This window comes from Corynebacterium sp. MSK035, assembly GCF_030232615.1.
In the GTDB taxonomy this organism is placed as follows: domain Bacteria; phylum Actinomycetota; class Actinomycetes; order Mycobacteriales; family Mycobacteriaceae; genus Corynebacterium; species Corynebacterium jeikeium_D.
Window position 1 is genome coordinate 58,861 of the sequence record NZ_JASPJP010000008.1, and the last position, 16,696, is coordinate 75,556.

18 protein-coding genes are annotated in these 16,696 nt (G+C 60.1%); 9 read left to right on the forward strand and 9 right to left on the reverse strand.

The window, feature by feature from the left end:
- Positions 1-8 precede the first annotated feature (8 nt).
- Positions 9-659, forward strand: coding sequence for a sugar transferase (locus QP978_RS06630; RefSeq protein ID WP_187400639.1), 651 nt, complete (start codon positions 9-11; stop codon positions 657-659).
- On the opposite strand, the gene QP978_RS06635 is transcribed toward QP978_RS06630, so the two are convergent.
- Together QP978_RS06635 and QP978_RS06640 are read right to left on the reverse strand one after the other, a co-directional pair.
- Positions 643-1,338 carry a NeuD/PglB/VioB family sugar acetyltransferase gene (locus tag QP978_RS06635; protein WP_187400638.1) on the reverse strand — a complete coding sequence of 232 codons (696 nt, stop codon included), beginning with the start codon at positions 1,336-1,338 and terminating at the stop codon, positions 643-645. The two genes, QP978_RS06630 and QP978_RS06635, sit on opposite strands and share 17 nt — an antisense overlap.
- Positions 1,339-1,396: 58 nt before the next feature.
- A complete protein-coding gene (locus tag QP978_RS06640) occupies positions 1,397-1,924 on the reverse strand; it encodes an HPP family protein (protein ID WP_284856992.1) in 528 nt (175 codons plus the stop codon).
- Positions 1,925-2,088: 164 nt separating this feature from the next.
- On the opposite strand from QP978_RS06640, the gene QP978_RS06645 reads away from it, so the two are divergent.
- Together QP978_RS06645 and QP978_RS06650 are read left to right on the forward strand one after the other, a co-directional pair.
- Positions 2,089-2,382 carry an RNA-binding S4 domain-containing protein gene (locus QP978_RS06645; protein ID WP_005510922.1) on the forward strand — a complete coding sequence of 98 codons (294 nt, stop codon included), beginning with the start codon at positions 2,089-2,091 and terminating at the stop codon, positions 2,380-2,382.
- Positions 2,383-2,385: 3 nt separating this feature from the next.
- On the forward strand, positions 2,386-3,267 hold the full coding sequence (locus QP978_RS06650; protein WP_147719268.1) for a VOC family protein: 882 nt from the start codon (positions 2,386-2,388) through the stop codon (positions 3,265-3,267).
- 3 nt (positions 3,268-3,270) lie between these two features.
- Here the strand turns inward: QP978_RS06650 and QP978_RS06655 are convergent, their stop codons facing one another.
- From QP978_RS06655 to QP978_RS06665, 3 genes are all read right to left on the reverse strand, one after another.
- Positions 3,271-4,035: an NYN domain-containing protein gene (locus QP978_RS06655; RefSeq protein WP_070652688.1), complete on the reverse strand. Its 765-nt coding sequence runs from the start codon at positions 4,033-4,035 to the stop codon at positions 3,271-3,273.
- Between the two features lie 119 nt (positions 4,036-4,154).
- Positions 4,155-5,339 (reverse strand): isocitrate/isopropylmalate family dehydrogenase, encoded by a 1,185-nt coding sequence (locus QP978_RS06660; RefSeq protein ID WP_101687983.1) that lies wholly within the window; start codon positions 5,337-5,339, stop codon positions 4,155-4,157.
- A gap of 44 nt (positions 5,340-5,383) precedes the next feature.
- Positions 5,384-5,938 carry a neocarzinostatin apoprotein domain-containing protein gene (locus tag QP978_RS06665; protein WP_197915117.1) on the reverse strand — a complete coding sequence of 185 codons (555 nt, stop codon included), beginning with the start codon at positions 5,936-5,938 and terminating at the stop codon, positions 5,384-5,386.
- 203 nt (positions 5,939-6,141) lie between these two features.
- Between QP978_RS06665 and QP978_RS06670 the strand changes: the two genes are divergently transcribed.
- Genes QP978_RS06670 through QP978_RS06685 form a run of 4 tightly spaced genes read left to right on the forward strand, consistent with a single transcriptional unit; the run spans position 6,142 to position 9,842 of the window.
- The gene (locus QP978_RS06670) at positions 6,142-7,251 is read left to right on the forward strand and encodes a heme/hemin ABC transporter substrate-binding protein (RefSeq protein ID WP_284856993.1); all 1,110 of its coding nucleotides are present in this window, start codon (positions 6,142-6,144) and stop codon (positions 7,249-7,251) included.
- 11 nt (positions 7,252-7,262) lie between these two features.
- Positions 7,263-8,342: a FecCD family ABC transporter permease gene (locus tag QP978_RS06675; RefSeq protein WP_070652691.1), complete on the forward strand. Its 1,080-nt coding sequence runs from the start codon at positions 7,263-7,265 to the stop codon at positions 8,340-8,342.
- Positions 8,342-9,163 (forward strand): heme ABC transporter ATP-binding protein, encoded by an 822-nt coding sequence (locus QP978_RS06680; protein ID WP_284856994.1) that lies wholly within the window; start codon positions 8,342-8,344, stop codon positions 9,161-9,163. Before QP978_RS06675 ends, QP978_RS06680 begins: the two co-directional genes overlap by 1 nt.
- Entirely contained in the window at positions 9,156-9,842 is a 687-nt protein-coding gene (locus QP978_RS06685; RefSeq protein ID WP_070642739.1) for a biliverdin-producing heme oxygenase, read from the forward strand. Before QP978_RS06680 ends, QP978_RS06685 begins: the two co-directional genes overlap by 8 nt.
- 44 nt (positions 9,843-9,886) lie before the next feature.
- Here the strand turns inward: QP978_RS06685 and QP978_RS06690 are convergent, their stop codons facing one another.
- From QP978_RS06690 to QP978_RS06705, 4 genes are all read right to left on the reverse strand, one after another.
- A complete protein-coding gene (locus QP978_RS06690; RefSeq protein ID WP_232623131.1) occupies positions 9,887-10,576 on the reverse strand; it encodes a hypothetical protein in 690 nt (229 codons plus the stop codon).
- Positions 10,577-10,998: 422 nt separating this feature from the next.
- Positions 10,999-12,762 (reverse strand): phospho-sugar mutase, encoded by a 1,764-nt coding sequence (locus QP978_RS06695; protein WP_284807352.1) that lies wholly within the window; start codon positions 12,760-12,762, stop codon positions 10,999-11,001.
- Positions 12,763-12,772: 10 nt separating this feature from the next.
- Positions 12,773-13,423, reverse strand: coding sequence for a deoxyribose-phosphate aldolase (deoC, locus tag QP978_RS06700; protein WP_016421813.1), 651 nt, complete (start codon positions 13,421-13,423; stop codon positions 12,773-12,775).
- A 105-nt stretch (positions 13,424-13,528) separates the two neighbouring features.
- Positions 13,529-14,815 (reverse strand): thymidine phosphorylase, encoded by a 1,287-nt coding sequence (locus QP978_RS06705; RefSeq protein ID WP_049172492.1) that lies wholly within the window; start codon positions 14,813-14,815, stop codon positions 13,529-13,531.
- Between the two features lie 169 nt (positions 14,816-14,984).
- On the opposite strand from QP978_RS06705, the gene QP978_RS06710 reads away from it, so the two are divergent.
- Both QP978_RS06710 and QP978_RS06715 read left to right on the forward strand, forming a co-directional pair.
- Entirely contained in the window at positions 14,985-15,404 is a 420-nt protein-coding gene (locus QP978_RS06710) for a cytidine deaminase (protein ID WP_048732021.1), read from the forward strand.
- A 45-nt stretch (positions 15,405-15,449) separates the two neighbouring features.
- Entirely contained in the window at positions 15,450-16,667 is a 1,218-nt protein-coding gene (locus QP978_RS06715) for a NupC/NupG family nucleoside CNT transporter (RefSeq protein ID WP_048732023.1), read from the forward strand.
- The last annotated feature ends 29 nt before the right edge of the window (positions 16,668-16,696 follow it).

Here is a 16,696-nt window from a genome sequence, read left to right on the forward strand (position 1 = left end):
GATGACCAATGGATTCACCGAGCATCCGCGCGCAACGGGTAATTAAGCGTGGCATCGACATCGCGGCATCTGCAGCAGGCTTGATTGTGCTGTCGCCAGTTATGGGCGCTACGGCTCTGGCAGTGCGACTTTCGATGGGAAAGCCAGTCCTATTCCGCCAGGAACGCCCGGGCCAGGATGGTGAGCCGTTTAATATCCTCAAGTTCCGGACGATGCACCACGTCAATCCGGCAAAGGGGCTTGTCGACGATGCGTCCCGCCTCACCGAGGTGGGAAAATTCCTTCGGTCCACAAGCTTGGATGAGCTCCCGGAGCTCTTTAACGTTCTGCGTGGCGACATGAGCCTCGTTGGCCCGCGTCCGCTGCGCATGAAGTACCTAGAGCGCTATTCGCCGCGCCAAGCACGCCGCCATGAGGTGCCACCGGGAATTACTGGGCTTGCCCAGGTCTCGGGCCGCAATGGCATCACCTGGGAAGAACGTTTCGAGTACGACGTGCAGTACGTGGATAATTGGTCGCTACTGCTCGATGCAAAGATTCTGCTCGACACGATCTTGGTGGTGCTCAAGCGTGAAGGGATCTCGGAAGAGGGGCAAGTGACTATGACCGAGTTCACCGGTTCGTCGGAGAAGGACGTCTCGGCTAGCGCAGGTTCTTAATCACACTTGCAGGAACACCGGCGACAACGGTGTAGTCATCGACATCGCTAGTAACTGCGGCTCCGGATCCGATGTACGCTCCCTCGCCAACGGTGAGGCCGGGGTTGATTACGGAGTTGGCGCCTAGGGTGCAGGCTTCGCCAAGCGTGACAAAGCCCGACACGGCATTGAGCGGGAAGATTGTGCAGTAGTCCCGCAGCACCGCATCGTGGCCAATCGTGACATTCATATTGATTTGGGCGTGCTTGCCTACCTCAATATTGCAGGTCAGGCGCGCTCCGGGGCAGATGACCGTGCCCTCTCCGAGCGAGACCAGCGCGCCAATGCTGGTGTCTGGGTGGACCAGAGTCGCAGGCACGAGCCCCTTGGAATCTGCGTGCTGTGCAATCGAACGTCGAGCAGCGCCGTTGCCGATTGCGACTGTGTAGTAGACCCCCTCGGGCAAGTCCGCGAGGATTTTGGTTTTGCCCAAGAGTTGCACGCCCATTTTGTGGAAAAAGGTCATATCTGGGGTGCCATCATCAATAATGCCTAGGATTTCCCACTGCGGTGGTAGGCCGTTGGCTGCTGCGTAGTCGTTGATGTCCTTGATGAAGCTGACCACGTTTCGCCCAAAACCACCAGCGCCGACGATGACAATCTTTTCGGTCGTCGTGTTGTTAATCCACTGCTTTGGCATGAGTGTCATTATCCCACTGATAGCCGTATTTAGCCGGAGTGCGTGACCCCGAATCCACCTACCACCAGTATGTGGGATAGCGGAGGCCGCGCAGTCGATTTGCGAGGATGCCAAGCATCACGATCATGATCGACGAAGCGAAAATGAAGCCTATGAAGCGGAAATCGTTGGCAAGCCCATGACCGTGTGGCATCAGCACAGTGACCATAGCGGTAGCGGTGGCAGGGGAGTGCGCCGCGCGAGCAAGAAGCATGAGCGCGAAGGCGACGCCGGCGGCAACCGCTGCAGCAATGATGGTCGAACCCAACATGTGCAGAATTGCGATGCCAGTCGTGCAGCCGATGAGGTGTCCGACCACGACATTTCGTGGCTGAGCCAGAGGCAAGTTGGGCGCACCGACAATAAGCGCCATGGCAGCGCCAATAGGGGGCAAAAATAGCAGGTCAGAGACAGAAGTTGAGATGAGTGCCAGGGTCATCAGCGGCAGGCTCACGGCTACCGAGGCGGCGATAATATGGCGCAGCGGAGGGCGGGGTGGCGCTTCGCTGGCAATCCGGAGCCACTTCGGGGACCGTGAATTAGACATGAGAACGATGTTAGGGTGTGCTGCCTCATCCGCGTCGCGGTTCGAGGTTTTTATCGAAACAGAAGTTTAAATGGGGTGGCGCCCAGGTCTCCCAAGCCTCCAAACCCGAACCAGACCCGAACCAAACTCCGACCATTTTCACCGGGTATGACACACTTAAGGACATGGAGCCTATCGATGTCGCAATCCGGGACGAGTCTATCCGTCTCGGGCAATTCCTGAAGTTGGCAAACCTGGTGGAAACGGGCGGTCTGGCCAAGGAACTCATTGCCGAGGGCCAGGTCAGCGTGAACGGTGAGGTCGACACTCGCCGTGGCAAGGTGCTGCGTCCAGGGGACGTCGTCTCTGTTGCCGGTATGTCGGCACGCGTGGCCACCGCCGATGAAGTCGATGATGACTACTTTGATGAGGCCACCGCCGACGATGACTTTGATCCTGAAAAGTGGAGGAACTTGTAACTCATGCCCGCATTTCCCGCCGAATTTGGCATGCCCCTGCGCGTAGATCTGCTCTCCGCCGCACCGCGTAAGACCGAGCGCTTCTACCGCGGCGTTCTCGGGTGGGCTTATCGCAATACCGCGCCAATCCATGAGGATGCCCGCGAGGCATCCGCTGGTCGCCGCGTTGCCATGCTGTCCGGAATGCCGGTGTCGGTGCTGCTTGAGGCCGATAAGGACGCTGAGGATGCCTTCGTCAACCAGTGGCGCGTGAATTTCCATGTCGACTCCGCCGCTGGTGCCGTCGAGAAGGCGCGTGAGCTCGGCGCCGAGGTCTTCCAGGAACCGACCCCGCTTGTCGACGGATCCACGATGGCTGTCGTTTCCGACCCCGCCGGTGGCCTCATCGGGCTACTGGAACAGCCGGGTGAGCAGGCCTTCATCGCAGCGGGCGAGCCCGGCACACCAGTGTGGTTCGAGCTGGTCGCAGGCCCGGAGGAGACCTTCGAGCAGGTCGCGGACTTCTACCGCAACTTCTTTGGCTGGGAAATCGCAGTGCGCAACAAGAACGAGCACGGCACTTTCGCAGTTGCGATGGAAGACGGGGCGCCGTTCGCTGGCTTGGTAGCCAGCTCGGTTGCTGCACAGACCGATGCGGCAGATAAGAGCTTCGTTGGCTGGCTGGCCTACCTTGGCGTGGAGAACATCGACACCGCTGTCGCCAAGGCTGAGGAACTGGGCGGTTCCGTGCTCGTTGCCCCGCAGGCCACCGAGTTCGGCCCGCTGGCAACCGTGCAGGATCCGTGTGGTGCGGCAGTTGTGCTCTGCGAGGTGCCGCTGCCACCGGAGGAGGACATCCGCGAGTCCGACCCGCTGGAAGGCATTGACCTCAGCCAGTTCCAGTAGGGGCTAGAGCTCTTCTTCGTCGTCCTCAGGGTCCTGTTTTCCGGTGTAGTTAACGTGTAAAGGATCGTCTTCGTTTTTGGGTGGTTTGCTTACGCACTCGCGGATGCCATCAATGTGTTCGCTAAGGCTATCGGTAATCGGGGCCCACATCGGGTCGAGAATGAAATCTATCCCAGATCTGCGGGCATGTTTGGCTGCAGGGACGAAATCACTGTCGCCCGAAATCATGATGATTTGATTTACATGTCGTTGTTCAGCAAGAGAAGCGATGTCGAGACCGATTCGCATGTCCACTCCTTTCTGAGAAATATCAAGGGTGAAATCATTTTCGGTCAGCTGTGAAACATCGATAGTGCCACGGCAAAGCTTCTTGAGCGGAGCCTCTTTTAGGGTGTACCCACCTTGAGTTTCAAGAGGCTCTCCTCTTCTAATCGCAACCTTTCGTTTTTTAGCCAATGCAGCGAAGAAGTCATTGGTCCAGGTAAAAAGTTCACTTTTACCAAGGTTGACTTGCTGCTGGAGCAATGGGTGATAAACAACCCGCTGTGACGGTGGGCAGTCGTAGTAAAAGATTCGGTACAGTCCAGCGCGCGATTCACGTATATGGCGATGGCAGTACTTGACCAGTTCATCAGCGCGATCCTCTGCGGTCTTATGACCAAACAGTGTTGCCGCACGTTTGCGGTAAAAGCCACCATCAACAAGCACTGCTGTAGTGATCTCGCGTAAAGGCACAGCTCGCGCAGCACTATATCTGTTTCTACTCATATTTCTTGGCCCTCCCCCTATGAGTAATCCCAGTCATCGGCGCTCTCCTTATCGGCGGAGGGTCAACGGCTGGGATTGATAGCAACCACTTTAATTGCGCTTCGTAATCGAGTCAATGCCTACAACCCCAGCTCCGCCCGCACTGCAGTCACAAACTCGCTGGTAGTCGCGGTGCCGCCGAGGTCTGGCGTCGGCGCGGTGCACTTGGCGGCGTAGACGGCCTCGCGCAGCTTGGCTGCGGGCGCAAGTTCCGAGGTCGGATGCCCAAGGTGCTCCGCGCACATTGCCGCAGAGAGCAAAAACGCAGCCGGGTTGGCGATGCCGCGCCCGGCAATGTCCGGTGCCGAACCGTGCACCGGCTCGAAAACCGCGAAGTTGTCGCCCACATTCGCCGATGCCGCCAGCCCCAGCCCGCCAATCAGGCCTGCGCCGATGTCACTGAGGATGTCACCGATGAGGTTCTCCGCGATGATGACATCAAAGCGCGCTGGGTCGGTCACTAGCTGCATTGCGACGGCATCCGCATTGGCAAAATCGAATGTGACCTGCGAATACTCCTCAGCCACCTGCTCAACTGCCCCGCGAATCACACGCGCAGAGTCCCGCAGGATATTCGGTTTGTCCGCCACCGTCACCGTCGGCGTGGCCTCCGAATCGGGGTTTGCCGCCTGCCGCGCGAGAGTCAACTTGGCCGCCTGTCGCGCAAGGCGGTGCCACGCAAAGGACGTCGTCACGCGCAAAGAAACCGCAACGTCGCCACGCTTATCGACGGCGCGGGCCACCGTCGAGTCCTCTGCCACCTCTGCCCACAGGTGGTGGTGCGGGGAGTCGGCCGGGGCGTCGTGAGGCGGAAGGAGATAGTCGTGGCTGTAGAGGCCCTCGGTGTTTTCGCGAACGATGGTGAAGTCGGCAGTCGCGCCGGGCAGGGTGACCGGGCGGATGTTGGCGAAGAGATCGAGGCGCTGGCGCAGCTGGAGAACAGGGGAGCGGTAGATCAGGCCGGTACCGCGCAGATGCGGTGCTAGTTCTTCCTCGGCCTCGCGAGCAGGCTTCGAGGTAATCGCCGCGAGCAGAGCGGCGTCGCTGCGTCCGAGTGTTTCCCAGGTTTCCTGCGGGACGGGATTGCCGTGCGCGCACCACTGGGACCAGCCAATTTGTGCCTCTGTCAGCTCCCAGTGCGGGAAGACATCGGCGATGAGTCCTCGGCAGGCATCGGTGATTTCAGGGCCGATGCCGTCGCCGGGCAGGAGTGTGATGCGGCGCGGTGCCGCTTCTAAAGCAGTCGCAGGCTGGTCGGTTTCCATGGCTCTTAGCCTAGGACTGCGACGCCTGCGCGTGTGTGGTTTGGCTACTTTGCGAAAGTAACCGGGATCTCGGTGATGTCCTCGAAGCCCTCGCTGTGGTCACCGAAGAGCTTCAGCACGCAGTCCTGCTGGGTGCAGTCCACGGCCTCGCCGCTGGGCACGACGCTGAGCTCGAAGTGTGCGGTGTTGTCGTCGGCGATGGTGGTGGTGCCGCCGGACTTCTTGGTAATCCACTGCTGCGACTGGGTGCCGGCACTGCGGTCACCGGTGCAGTCCGGGACGGGGTTGCCTGGAGCCTTCTCGGCGGCGCAGAGTGCGGCGTAGTAGCCGTAGTCGGGGTCGAGACCAGACAGGTCGACGGAGATGACATCGCCCTCGGAGAGGTCGTTGACCGGCTCGGCCTCCATGGTTACTTCGCCGGCGCTGGCGTCGGTGTCGGTTTCTTGATCTGCAGCCGAGCTGGTGGTTTCCGAGGCGTTGGCAGCATCCTGCGCGGCATCGGACGCGTCATCTGCGCCACAGGCGGCGAGAAGTGGAAGTGCGGCGACGGCCGGAATAGCCAGGAAAGCCGCGCGACGCTGGAGTGTACGAGTAGTCATAGGAGGTAACGTCCTTCCGAAAAACTGTAGAAATTACTATCTTTATTTAAGGGTAGGCTAACCTAGAACTAAAAGATAGCCTAAGATTCTTTGGGTGAGTAGAGCAAAGTCCTTTTTAAGCTCTTTGTTACTAGTGTTAGTCGTTATTTAGTCATTCTTTTTGTCGTCTATCTCCGTGCAGCGTCAGCTCACAGAGGGGGAATATGTTCACCGTGCCTGCCTGTCGCGTTCGCAGTCTTGCCGGAACACTGCTGAGTGTTGTCCTAGTCGCAGGACTAGTCGCCTGTGGTTCCGATGATGCCGCGAGGGAGGGGGCATCGTCGTCAAGCGCTGGCGTGACGACGGTTCCGCGCGCCGACAACATTTCCGCTCACGGTGCCGCGCATGCGAACCTGCCTTCGGAAAACCCCGAAGTGCTGCTGAAAGACCCGAAACCGGCGGCGGACAAGGACTACCAGCGTATTCTCACGCTTGACCGGGCGGGAGCACTCAGTCGTGCGGTCTACACGCTTGGTCTCGGAGACCGTCTGGTGGGGCGCGACGCCACCTCCGATTTCCCGGCGGTAAAGGATTTGCCGAACCTCACCATCGGCGGGCATGCGGTCAATGCTGAGTCGGTGATGAAGCTGAAGCCGGAGCTCATCATTACCGATGGCTCAATCGGCCCCAGCCGCGTGTTCGACACGTTTGAAAAAGCGGGGATCACCGTCGTCCATGTGTCGGACGAGCGCACTCCCGAGACCATCAACACGCTTATCGACGAAGTTGCGGGCGCAGTCGGCCTGGCTGACCAAGTTCGCCCGGTGAAGGAGCACCTGGACAAGGAGCTGGCGGCTGCGACCGAGTACGCGCAGGCCAAGGCCGATGGCCGCAAGATGATGATCCTGTATGTGCGCGGAACCGGTGTGGCCATGATTGCGGGACCGGATTCTGGTGGGCGTTCTCTGATCACTCGTCTCGGCGGTGTTGATGCCGGTGAGGGCGTGGGTATTGAGGGTGCGTTCACGCCTATTACTCCGGAGTCCCTGATTGCTGCGGCTCCCGACACCATCCTGGTTATGTCTGGTGGCCTGGAGTCCGTCGGCGGGATTGAAGGCTTGAAGGAAATCCCGGGTATCGCACAGACCCCGGCGGGCCAGAATGAGTCCGTTGTGGACGTGCCCGATTCGCAGCTGCTGTCCTTTGACTCGCAGTCGCCGCGTGCGATTCGCGCCATTGCGGATGCTCTTTACGGTGGCGGTGCTGGTGATGGTGCAGGTGATGGCGCTGGTGCAGGCTCCCGTGTGAGTGCTGATAAGACTGCGGGGAAGTGACTGGCTGAGCAATGCAGACAACCGCGAACAAAACTAGTCCGTTCAGACAGGTGGCCGTTTTCATTGGACTCGCCCTAGCGCTGGTGCTGGCAATAGGTTGGTCGGCCTCCGTGGGGCAGTTCGGCGCCACCATCGGCGAATCACTGAGCTCAATGGTGAGGCTAGTGTTCAATGGCGGTCTCGGTGACACGCCAGAGCCCATCGATACTGTGCTGTGGCAAGTGCGATTGCCGCGCATCGCGCTGGCCTGCCTCGTTGGTGCGGGACTAGCCCTCGCGGGTGTGGCGCTGCAAGCGGTGTTCGGCAACCCGCTTGCCGAACCCGGCCTCATCGGCGTTTCCTCCGGCGCCGCCGTCGGTGCTGCCACCGCCACAGTTTTGGGCACCGCCGCCGGGCTTTTCGGAGTGCTCGGCGGAGTGTTGAGTGTCTTCGCCAGCAGCTGGGCCATTGCGGTCTCAGCTTTTATCGGTGGTGCGGTGGCCACGGCTATTGTGGCCGCCAATGCGCACGGTGGCCGCGATATCGCCCGAATCATTCTGGTCGGTGTGGCTGTGAACTCTATCTGCGGTGGTCTGGTGTCGCTCCTGACATTCGTAGCCTCCACGGCTGCCCGCGACCGCATTGTGTTCTGGCAGATGGGCTCGTTTGCCAGCGCCACCTGGACGCAGGTTGTCATCATTACGCTGGTGACAGTTCCGGCCGTAATTGCCATGTGGGTCAGCTACCGCAAGCTGGACATTCTGAGTCTTGGTGAAGCGCAAGCCCGCCACCTGGGTATTAACGTCGTCACGCTGCGTCGCGCCATCATTTTTGGCACGTCCCTGGTCGTGGCGGCTGGAGTGGCATTTTCCGGCATCATCGTCTTCATCGGCCTGGTCGTGCCGCACGCTGCACGACTGCTGCTGGGACCAGCGCATCGCACGCTGATTCCCGCATGCATCCTCGGTGGCGCGCTAGCCACAACGCTGGCCGACCTCGCGGCCCGCACCATGATCACCGGTGCGGACCTGCCGCTGGGAATGCTCACCTCGATCGTCGGTGGACCACTGTTCTTCTGGCTGCTCCTGCGTTCGAAGAGGGCGGTGCACTAATGGAAATTCACTCTGGCCTGGGTATTTCTGCCGAAAATGTCAGCATCACCCTGGACGGTCACCGCATTCTCAACGATATTTCCGTGGTCGCCGAGCCCGGAAAAGTCACCGCGCTGGTCGGCCCGAATGGTGCTGGAAAGTCGACACTCCTCGCAGCGCTTTCCGGCGACCATGAGCTCAGCGGCGGCGACGTCCGGATCGGCGAGCACTCCATTACCGAGCTCTCCATCGCCGACCTGGCCCGCTACCGCGCCGTCCTGGTACAGAGCCAAGAACTGTCCGTGCCATTCACCAGCCGCGAAGTCATCGACTTCGGACGCAACCCCTGGGGCGGCCCGAACGAAGAGCTGCTCGAGGAAGTCATCACCGAATGCGACGTCGCGCACCTCCTTGACCGGGAAGTCCCGACCCTCTCCGGCGGCGAGCGCGCCCGCGTCCACAGCGCCCGCGTGTTCTACCAGGACACTCCCGTCGTGCTTCTCGACGAACCGACCGCGGCCCTGGACCTCCACCACGCCGAAAAAATCATGGGAATGATGCGCGCCCGCGCGGCGGCGGGCAAAGCCGTGGTCGTGGTCCTGCACGATTTGTCCGCCGCAGCGGCGTATGCCGATCACGTTGTGGTGGTGGCGCAGGGGCGCGTCGTAAAGCAAGGTCTGCCTGCGGAAACCCTGGATGCACAGACCGTCAGCGAAGTCTATGGCATCGGTGTGGAAGTGCTTCAGGACTCCGCGGGCAACCCCGTGCTGGTGCCTCAGCGCGGACAGTATCTCTCACCCCAGTCTCCGAACCTCACAGAGAAAGAAGAAAATCATGGTTGAAAACACGATTAAAGAAGGTGACAAGCAGGCTGCTCAGCCCCTGGCAGAGCGGCTCAAGGTGGAGACTGCGGGTGTCCACAGTGAAGCGGAGAACTCCGACTTCATGTCGAGGCTGCTTGCGGGTGAACTGAATGCGCAGGCGGCCATCGATCTAACTGGTCAGCTGTACTTTGTGTACGAAGCGTTGGAGCAGGCCGTGCGGTCCACTGCGGAGTCGCCGCAGGTCAGCGCGGTCTACGATGCGCAGCTGGAGCGCCTGGAGGCTCTGGCGGCCGACCTTGAACATTTGGTGGGGCCTGATTGGCGGGAAAAGATCTCGCCTGTGGAGGCGACAAAGAACTACGTGGCCGAGCTTCGTGAAATCGAAAGCAACGGCAACGCCAACGCCGCATTGGCACACCATTACGTTCGCTACCTGGGCGATCTTTCTGGTGGTCAGGTGATTGCGTCCATGCTGGCCAAGCATTACGGCATCGGTGCGGAGGGAACCCGATTCTATGACTTCTCCGCGATCGGAAAAATTAAGCCCTACCGCGACGGCTACCGACAGAGTCTGTCTGAGCTGGGCATTTCGGATGCCGACAAAGATGCCGTGGTTGACGAGGCGAAAAAGGCATTTCGTCTCAACCGGGCCATTTTCCACGACCTAGCTGGCGGCCTAGACGACGCAGTGGCGTAGGTCGCGGACTGGAGTGCTGTGACCGTGGCGGTGGGCGGTATGCGTTAGCCGATGTACACCACTGCGTTACGGCCGCCCGTGCACTTGATGTTGCCGCCAGCAGGACGGCACCACATATTGTAGGTCAGGCCAGTCGTTGGGCTGTAGGCCGTGATGGTGCCGGATTCCGCACCAGTGGAATTGCGATAGCGGACGTAGGCGCTGTGTACATTTCGAACGAACGGATCGCTCGTTGAGGACGTGCCCTTCCATGCGCTGGAGAGGTTGCCGCCAGCCAGGCCCGATGAGCGAGACGAGCCCGAATTACCGGATGAGCCACTCGAATCTTGAACAACCACGGTCTCAGTCTGCGTGACCGGTGGGTTGGGCTGGCTCGAAGCATCGGCAGCGGCCTGTGTAGTGGCAGCCGTCTGTGTGTCGGCCGCAGTTACCGAGTCATCTTTACTCAGGGTGACATAAAGTACCGCGCCAACCAGGCCCAGCAGGACCACGACCAGCACTGAAATGAGCGCAATCATTGCGCCGGAAGTACCTGATCTTTGCTGCGGATACGCCGGGGCTGCGTAAGCGAAAGTTGGTGCCGGCTGCGCAGCGAATTGGGGCTGCGGCTGTGGTTGGGGTTGAGGTGCCTGGTTCGGGTACACGGGGCCGAAAGAACCGGTGGAAGGATTCGAATTGTAGTTGGGGTCTGAGCTGGGGAACTCGTTATGCGACATGCTGGACGTACCAATCACGAGGAGGAAGTGTTCCCCCCTGTGATGAGCCCAACCCGCGTAGCGAATGGTGCTCCATCCCCTGGGGACACGGTTAACGGCTTTTATTGTATTACTGGGAAAACTGTAAAGCATGTTAGGAGACGCATGTCGTCCGCAAAATGCGGCCAGAACGGGTTTAGCTAGACCCGAAATGAGGTGGTGAGCTTCAAATGAGGCTGTGACCATCGAGAAACTGCCTAAGTTTATGTCAGTTTCGGCACTAATTTCTGCTTGTTTTTGTCATAAACCTAGTCAGTAACTCATGAGCCGGTCCAAGACTCCGGGCTGCATATGTGAAACTGGGGCGCGCGTGAAACCCCACGGCCATTTTTCGGCCGTTTCGTTCATGCGCACCCCAGTTTGTTGCGAGGTGTAGCTGGTAGCTGGTAGCTGCTTAGTGGCTACATCCCCAGGATTTCCTTGAGCTCGGCCTTAATCTGGTCGAGCCGCTCGGCCGCGGCCACGTGTGGAATCGCGGACGAAGCGACCGGCAGCACGACTTCCAGGTAGCACTTCAGCTTCGGTTCCGTGCCGGAAGGCCGGGCAATGACGCGGTCGTTGGCCTCGGTGAGGATGAGAATGCCGTCGGTAGGAGGGATGTGATAGCTCTCGCCCTTGGCATCGACCATGTCTAGGCCATCATTCATGTCCGTGACCTGCGTGACCTTCGAACCAGCCAGTTGTGCAGGCGGGTTGGCGCGCAGAGTGTCCATGCCCTTGGTGATCAGCGAGCGGTCCTCGACACGGAAGGTCAACGGTGCGGTCTTGTAGAGACCATGGGCACGGGCGACATCATCCAGAAGGTCCTGGATGCCAAGACCCTGGCCCTTCAGTCGCGCCACCGCGTCGGCGACACGCACCGCCGCAGATACGCCGTCCTTGTCTCGCACGACTGCCGGGTCAGTGCAGTAGCCAATGGCCTCCTCGTAGCCGAAGACGAGCCCGTCCACACCAGCAATCCACTTAAAGCCGGTCAGTGTAGCGCGATAATTCAGTCCGTGACCTGCGGCAATCTTGCCCAGCAGGCGTGAGGACACAATCGAGTTAGCCATTGTGGCCGGAAACTCTGCGCCCTCATCATTGGTCACGGTCGCAATCCCACGGGCCTCGGCATCCGCAGCGATGACTTCACCCAGAAACGCACCGATGTCGTCGCCGGAGAGCTGTCGCCAGCCGCCATCGACGCCGCTGTCCGGAATAGCTACCGAGCAGCGGTCCGCATCCGGGTCAGCCGCGATGATGACATCCGCGTCTTCGGCACGTGCCAGCTCAAACGCAAGATCCAGCGCGCCGGCTTCCTCCGGGTTCGGGAACGATACCGTCGGGAACTCCGGATCCGGCGCGAACTGCTTTTCGACCACGCTGACATTCGAGAAACCTGCCGCGTTCAGTGTGCGCACGATGGTCTCGCCACCGACACCATGCATCGGGGTGAGAACAATCTTCGCTGCCTGCTTCTCTTCGCTTGACGACGTCGTTGCGAGCGCAGCCGCCCGTTTCACATAGGCGTCCAGTAGTTCAGGACCAACCTGCTCGACGGCATCGAAGTCACGCGGGACCTCATCAGCCGGTGGAGCAGCGGCGATGGCGTCCGCAATTTGCTTGTCATGGGGCGCGATGATTTGGACGCCTCGGCGGGAATCCGACTCCACCGCGCGGCCACCGAGGTAAACCTTGTAGCCGTTGTCCTTCGGTGGATTGTGGCTGGCCGTGACCATGATGCCGGCATCGGCATTGAGGTGGCGCACGGCAAAGGCGGTCACCGGTGTGGGCAGCTGCTGTGGCAGAGCCAGGGCCTTGCCACCGGCTGCGGCGACAACCGCGGCGGCATCGCGGTGAAAATCGGCGGAGCCGTGGCGGGCATCGCAACCAATGACCACGGTGAAGTCGTCGCCCACAATGTTCTTCAGATGCGCAACCAGGCCAGCGGTGGCACGGATGACCGTGGCACGGTTCATGCGAGACTGACCAGCGGCAACGACACCGCGAAGACCTGCAGTGCCGAATTCGAGTGGCCCGGCGAAACGGCTTTCCAGCTCGGCAATCGCATCGGGGTTGGCGGCCTTGGCTTCGTCGTAAAGCGAGGAGAGCTCAGCGGCGGTGGCCGAGTCCGGATCGTGGGCGATCCAATCGGTGATGGTGGCTTGTAGCTGTTCGGAGAGCATCGGGGTTAGCCTACTTCAGACCGTCGAGGACAGCGGCGGAGGAAGAAAGGCCCAGGCGAGAGGCGCCAGCGGCGATCATTTCCTCAGCGGCAGCGGCATCGCGGATACCGCCAGAGGCTTTGACTCCAAGGCGGTCGCCCACGGTTTCGCGCATGAGTTTCACGGCGTGAGCGGAAGCGCCGCCAGCTGGGTGGAAACCTGTGGAGGTCTTGACGAAGTCTGCGCCTGCGGACTCGGAGGCCTTGCAAGCTGCGATGATTTCCTCATCGGTCAGGGCGGCCGACTCGATGATGACCTTCAGAACCTTGCCCGGAATGGCATCGCGAACAGTCTTGATTTCGGCCTCAAGGTCGTCGAAGCGGTGCTCCTTGGCGAAGGCGATGTTGATGACCATGTCAATCTCTTCGGCACCATCGACCACGGCGCGGGCGGCCTCGGTGGCTTTGACCTCGGCCTTCACCGCACCGGAGGGGAAGCCTACGACAGTGGCGATGTGCAGGCCCTCAGGCACCTCGACTGGGAGCTGCGAGGGGGAGATGCAGATGGAGTAGGTGCCGAGCTTGGCGGCCTCGGCGATAAGAGCCTTGACCTGGTCAGAGGTGGCTTCTGGCTTGAGCAGGGTGTGGTCAATCATCTTGGCAACATCAGCGCGGGAAGTCATGGGAGAAATCAAGTCCTTTCGGAAATTTGGGAGAGAGCGTCAAAGTAGGGAGATGGCGGGCTCGGGGCGGGGAAGTGGCGCCGGCGCGAGCCCGTCAGAAATTTTCTAGGACACGCGATCGAGGATAATCTCGCGCTCGGCTGTCGGCGCGGTGTCGCCGATTTCAATGCCCGGCTCGATGGACTCGAGAGCGCGCTCGAACTTATCCGGAGTTTCAGTGTGCAGCGTGAGCAGCTTCTGACCCTTGACCACCTTGTCTCCCGGCTTGGCGAAAATCTCAATACCGGCAGTGGCCTGCACCGGATCATCCTTACGAGCACGTCCTGCGCCCAAGCGCCAGGAACCAACGCCGAGAGCCAGTGCATCCAGCTTGGTCAGGTAACCGTCAGCCTGCGCAACCACATCGTGCGTGTGAGGTGCCACCGGCAACGCGGCATCCGGATCGCCGCCCTGAGCGCGGATCATCTTCTTCCACGAATCCATTGCGCGGCCGTCCTTCAGAGCCTGCTCCACGTCAGCATCGTGTACGCCGGCCAGCTCCAGCATGTTTCGGGCCAGCTCACAGGTCAGCTCCACGACGTCTGCGGGGCCGCCGCCGGCGAGAACCTCCACCGATTCGCGGACCTCGAGGGCGTTGCCGATGGTCAGGCCCAGCGGCGTGGACATGTCCGTCAGCAGCGCGCGGGTGTTCACGCCCGCGTCGTTGCCCAGGTCAACCATGGTGCGGGCCAGTTCGCGGGCCTGATTCAGATCCTTCATGAAGGCGCCCGAGCCGACCTTGACATCCAGCACCAAGCTGGAGGTGCCCTCCGCAATCTTCTTGGACATGATCGACGAGGCAATCAGCGGAATGCAGTCCACCGTCGAGGTGATGTCACGCAGCGCGTAAATCTTCTTATCCGCAGGTGCCAGGCCCGCACCGGCTGCTGCGACGACCGCGCCGGAATCCTCCAGGACCTGCATCAAGCGGTCATTCGGAACATCAGCCTGCCAGCCCGGAATGGATTCCAGCTTGTCCAGGGTGCCGCCGGTGTGGCCGAGGCCACGGCCAGACAGCTGCGGGACGGCCACGCCGTAGGAGGACACCAGTGGGCCCAGCGGCAGTGTGATCTTGTCGCCGACACCACCGGTGGAGTGCTTGTCCGTGGTGGGCTTGCTCAGCGATGCGAAGCTCATGGTCTCGCCCGAGTCAATCATCGCCTGAGTCCAATCCACAATCTCGCGACGGTTCATGCCGCGGATGAAGATGGCCATGTTCAGCGCCGCCATCTGTTCATCGCCCACGACACCGCGAGTGTAGGCATCAATGACCCAGGAAATCTCTTCCGGACTGAGCTCACCGCCATCACGCTTTACCTTGATGACGTCAACTACATCGAACTTTTCAGCCATTGTTCGCTCCTTTTATAGGCGATCGTGCTTAGCGATATTGGTCTTGTGAACTCTGCTGATTCCGATTATCATCAGCACTAGAACAAATGTCAATAGGCAACTTTCCATTTGTACCCACATAAGTATGTTTGCATAAACACCTCGAACAGGCTCGGGGAGGGAGAGCACAATGTCCTACATTTCAGACGAAGAACTACTGGCTAAGGCCTACGCAGCCACGGAAAACTCGTACGTCCCCTATTCAGGTTTTCCGGTCGGTGCCGCACTTCTGCTTGACGACGGCACGGTGGTCACAGGCTGCAACGTGGAAAATGCGTCCTATGGGTTGACCAACTGCGCAGAGCGTACAGCCGTGTTCCGCATGGTCGCGGAGCACGGCGGCAACCATAAGATTGCGGCCTGTGCCATTGTCGGGCGAAAGGCGGCACCGTGCCACCCCTGTGGTGCCTGTCGGCAGGTCCTGCACGAATTTGGGTGCAAGCGTGTCATTGTGGAATCCGAGCGCCCGGAAAATGGTGGTTTAGGCGCTCCGGCCAGCATTGACTTTGAAAAAATTCTCCCTTACGCCTTTGGTCCCGAGGACCTGTAGGCATCATCACCACAGCCTCTTTTATCAAGAAAGAAGACCTTAGTCATGGATAGACTGCAAGGCTTACTGGGCATCATCCTCGTCATCGGATTTGCCATTGCTATCTCAAAGAACAGGAAAGCCATTAACTGGCGCACACTCGGCGTTGGCCTGCTGCTGCAAGCGGTGTTCGCGCTGGTAGTGCTGAAGTGGGAACCCGGCTTCCAGGCGTTGAAGAGCGTGGCCGGTGCCATTGAGAAGATGATCGACTTTACAAATGAGGGCACCTCGTTTGTCTTCGGTAATCTTTTCGACGGCACGGGTAAAAACTTCGTCTTCGTGCTCAACGTGCTGCCAGTGATCATCTTCCTGGGCGCGGTCCTCGGCGCCCTCTACTACCTGCGGGTAGTGCAGTACTTCGTTGAATATGTCGGGTCCGCACTGAAGTTCATTATGGGAACCTCGAAGGTGGAGTCCGTCTTCGCTTCCACGGTGATTTTTCTCGGGCAGTCGGAGGCTCCGCTCGTCGTTAAGCCGTATATTCCGAAACTGACCAAGTCGGAGCTGTTCGCATGTATGTCGGGCGGTTTTGCGTCGGTGGCCGGATCGACGTTGATTGGTTACTCCCTGCTCGGTGCGCCATTGGAGTACCTGCTGGCGGCATCGGTAATGAACGCGCCGGGCTCGCTGCTGATTGCGAAGACTTTCTGGCCGGAGACGGAGGAATCCGATCTGGATGCGTCGGTGAAGGATGTCCGCGACACTGAGTCGAAGAACGTCATTGACGCGCTTGGATCGGGTGCGTTGGCCGGTGGTCGTATCGCTGTGGTTGTGGCATGTCTGTTGATTGCGTTCATCGCTGTGATTGCGATGCTGTCGGCCATGATTGGCGGCATCGGCGGCTGGTTCGGTCAGGAAAACTGGTCACTGGAGGGGCTGTTCGGCCTGATCTTCGCGCCGATTGCCTGGTTGATTGGTGTGCCGTGGGAGAACGCAGGGCTGGTCGGTAGCTTCATTGGTGAGAAGACGATTCTGAACGAGTTCGTCGGCTACACCTCGTTCTCGGAGCACGTCGACTCGCTGGATCCGAAGTCCATCATGCTGGCGACCTTCGCCCTGGCTGGCTTCGCCAACCTGTCTTCCATTGCAATTCAGATCGGTTCCTTCGGTGCGCTATCGCCGGAGCGTCGCGGTGAGATTGCCAAGAACGGTCCGCTGGCGCTGATTGCGGGCCTGTGCACCAACCTGCTCAACGCTGCAATTGTGGGTGTGATTGCGCTATAGCTAGGTGCTGTGTGGTTAGTTACTGGCCC